Consider the following 3,046-nt stretch of genomic DNA (forward strand, 5'->3'; position numbering starts at 1 on the left):
MCTCGAGGGTGCCGACACTCCCGGCAAGGTGCGCTCGCTCGTCGCCAAGGCGATGACCCCCGATCCGTCGGATGCCTCGACCCCGCGGGTCGCCGCGGTCTGCGTGTACGGCGACATGGTGCCGTACGCCGTCGACGCGCTCGGCGCCGCCCACGGCGACCCCGATGACGGGCTCATCTCGGTCGCGGCCGTCGCGACGGCGTTCCCGAGCGGCCGCTCGTCGCTCGACATCAAGCTCGCCGACACGGCAGAAGCCGTCGCCGCCGGTGCCGACGAGATCGACATGGTCATCGACCGCGGCGCGTTCCTCGCCGGTCGCTACGGCCTCGTCTTCGACCAGATCGCCGCGGTGAAAGAGGCATGCCGCCGCGCCGACGGCACGAGCGCCAGCCTCAAGGTGATCCTCGAGACCGGCGAGCTCGTCACCTACGACAACGTGCGCCGCGCCTCGTGGCTCTCGATCCTCGCCGGCGGCGACTTCATCAAGACGTCGACGGGCAAGGTCCAGCCCGCGGCGACGCTGCCCGTCACGCTCCTCATGCTCGAGGTCGTGCGCGACTGGCACCTGCTCACCGGCCAGCGCATCGGCGTGAAGCCCGCGGGCGGCATCCGCACCTCGAAGGACGCGATCAAGTACCTCGTGACCGTGGCCGAGACCGTCGGCGAGGAGTGGCTCGTGCCGCACCTGTTCCGCTTCGGCGCGTCGAGCCTCCTCAACGACGTGCTGCTGCAGCGCCAGAAGATGACCACCGGACACTACTCCGGCCCCGACTACGTGACGATCGACTGAGACGAGAACGACGAACATGAGCTTCCTCGACTACGCACCGGCACCCGAGTCGCGGGCGATCCTGTCGCTCCGCGACCAGTACGGCCTCTTCATCGACGGCGAGTTCGTCGACGGCCGCGGCGCGCCCTTCCAGACCATCTCCCCGGCGACCGAAGAGCGCATCGCCGAGATCTCCAGCGCCAACCAGGCCGACGTCGACGACGCGGTCGCCGCGGCTCGCCGTGCCTACGACCGCACGTGGTCGCGCATGAGCGGCCGCGACCGGGGCAAGTACCTCTTCCGCATCGCACGGCTGGTGCAGGAGCGCGCCCGCGAGCTCGCCGTCGCCGAGTCGCTCGACAACGGCAAGCCCATCAAGGAGTCGCGCGACGTCGACGTGCCGCTCGTCGCCGCGTGGTTCTTCTATTACGCCGGCTGGGCCGACAAGCTCGACCACGCGGGCCTCGGCGCGAATCCCCGCTCGCTCGGGGTGGCCGCGCAGGTCATCCCGTGGAACTTCCCGCTGCTCATGCTCGCGTGGAAGATCGCCCCGGCGCTCGCGGCCGGAAACACCGTCGTGCTGAAGCCCGCAGAGACCACGCCGCTGTCGGCGCTCATCTTCGCCGAGATCCTCCAGCAGGCCGACCTGCCTCCCGGCGTCGTGAACATCATCACCGGCGCGGGCGACACCGGCGCGGCGCTCGTCGCGCACGACGGCGTCGACAAGGTCGCGTTCACCGGCTCCACCGCGGTGGGTCGTGCGATCGCCAAGCAGGTCGCCGGCACCGACAAGAAGGTCACCCTCGAGCTCGGCGGCAAGGCCGCGAACATCGTCTTCGACGACGCGCCCATCGACCAGGCCATCGAGGGCATCGTCAACGGCATCTTCTTCAACCAGGGCCACGTCTGCTGCGCCGGCTCGCGGCTCCTCGTGCAGGAGAACGTGCACGACGAGGTCGTCGAGCGCCTGAAGCTGCGCCTCTCGACGCTGCGCCTCGGCGACCCGCTCGACAAGAACACCGACATCGGCGCGATCAACTCGAAGGAGCAGCTCGAGCGCATCCGCGAGCTGTCCGACATCGGCGTGGCCGAGGGCGCCGAGCGCTGGAGCGCGCCGTGCGTGATCCCCGAGAACGGGTTCTGGTACGCGCCGACGATCTTCACCAACGTGCAGACGTCGAGCCGCATCGCCCGTGAGGAGATCTTCGGGCCGGTGCTCTCGGTGCTCACGTTCCGCACCCCGGCCGAGGCGATCGCGAAGGCGAACAACACGCCCTACGGCCTGTCGGCCGGCATCTGGAGCGACAAGGGCAGCCGCATCCTCGCCGTCGCCGACGAGCTGCGCGCCGGCGTGATCTGGGCGAACACGTTCAACCGCTTCGATCCGGCGAGCCCGTTCGGCGGCTACAAGGAGTCGGGCTACGGCCGCGAGGGCGGTCGCCACGGCCTCGCCGCCTACCTGTCGCCGACGCCCATCGGCCAGGGCGCCACCCGGCAGAGCCTCGCCGCTCCGGCCACGACGAAGCCCATCGAGACCGCGGATGCCGCGCCCAAGCGCACCCGCCGGAGCACGCAGCGCCGAGCAGCCGACACCACCACGAAGGGATCGAAGCGATGACCCGCCTCGCCGTGCCGAAGACGTACAAGCTCTACATCGGCGGCGCGTTCCCCCGCAGCGAATCCGGCCGCACCTACGAGGTGCTGCGTGCCGACGGCGCGTTCCTCGCCAACGCCGCGAAGGCGTCGCGCAAGGACGCCCGTGACGCGATCGTCGCCGCGCGCGGCGCGGTGGCGTCGTGGAGCGGCGCGACCGCGTACAACCGTGGCCAGGTGCTCTACCGCATCGCGGAGCTCCTCGAGGGCCGTCGCGCGCAGTTCGTCGCCGAGATCGAGGAGGCCGAGGGCGTGTCGCGCGCGACGGCCGAGGCGCAGGTCGACGAGTCGATCGATCGCTGGGTCTGGTACGCGGGCTGGGCCGACAAGTTCGCCCAGGTCGCCGGCAACGCCAACCCGGTCGCCGGGCCGTACTTCAACATCTCGGTGCCCGAGCCCACGGGCGTCGTGGCGATCGTCGCGCCGCAGGACAGCTCGCTGCTCGGGTTCGTGTCCGCCGTCGCCCCGGCACTCGTCGCCGGCAACGCCGTCGTGGTCGTGGCGAGCGAGCGGTTCCCCCTCTCGGCGATCAGCCTCGCCGAGGTGCTCGCCACCAGCGACGTGCCGAAGGGCGTCGTGAACGTGCTCACGGGCTCGCCCGCCGAGATCGCGCCGTGGCTCGCG

3 protein-coding genes are annotated in these 3,046 nt (G+C 71.0%); all 3 read left to right on the forward strand.

Features of this window, described 5'->3' with window-relative positions:
* Positions 1–790 (forward strand): deoxyribose-phosphate aldolase (gene deoC, locus AC1DY2_RS17875; RefSeq protein WP_476763633.1); only part of this gene is annotated, 790 nt, incomplete at its 5' end.
* A 16-nt stretch (positions 791–806) separates the two neighbouring features.
* Positions 807–2,387, forward strand: coding sequence for an aldehyde dehydrogenase family protein (locus tag AC1DY2_RS17880; protein ID WP_476763634.1), 1,581 nt, complete (start codon positions 807–809; stop codon positions 2,385–2,387).
* Positions 2,384–3,046, forward strand: a 663-nt coding sequence (locus tag AC1DY2_RS17885; protein WP_476763635.1) for an aldehyde dehydrogenase family protein, incomplete at its 3' end; no start/stop codon positions are given. The genes AC1DY2_RS17880 and AC1DY2_RS17885, both read left to right, overlap by 4 nt.

The organism is Agromyces sp. P1_H4 (genome assembly GCF_056405255.1).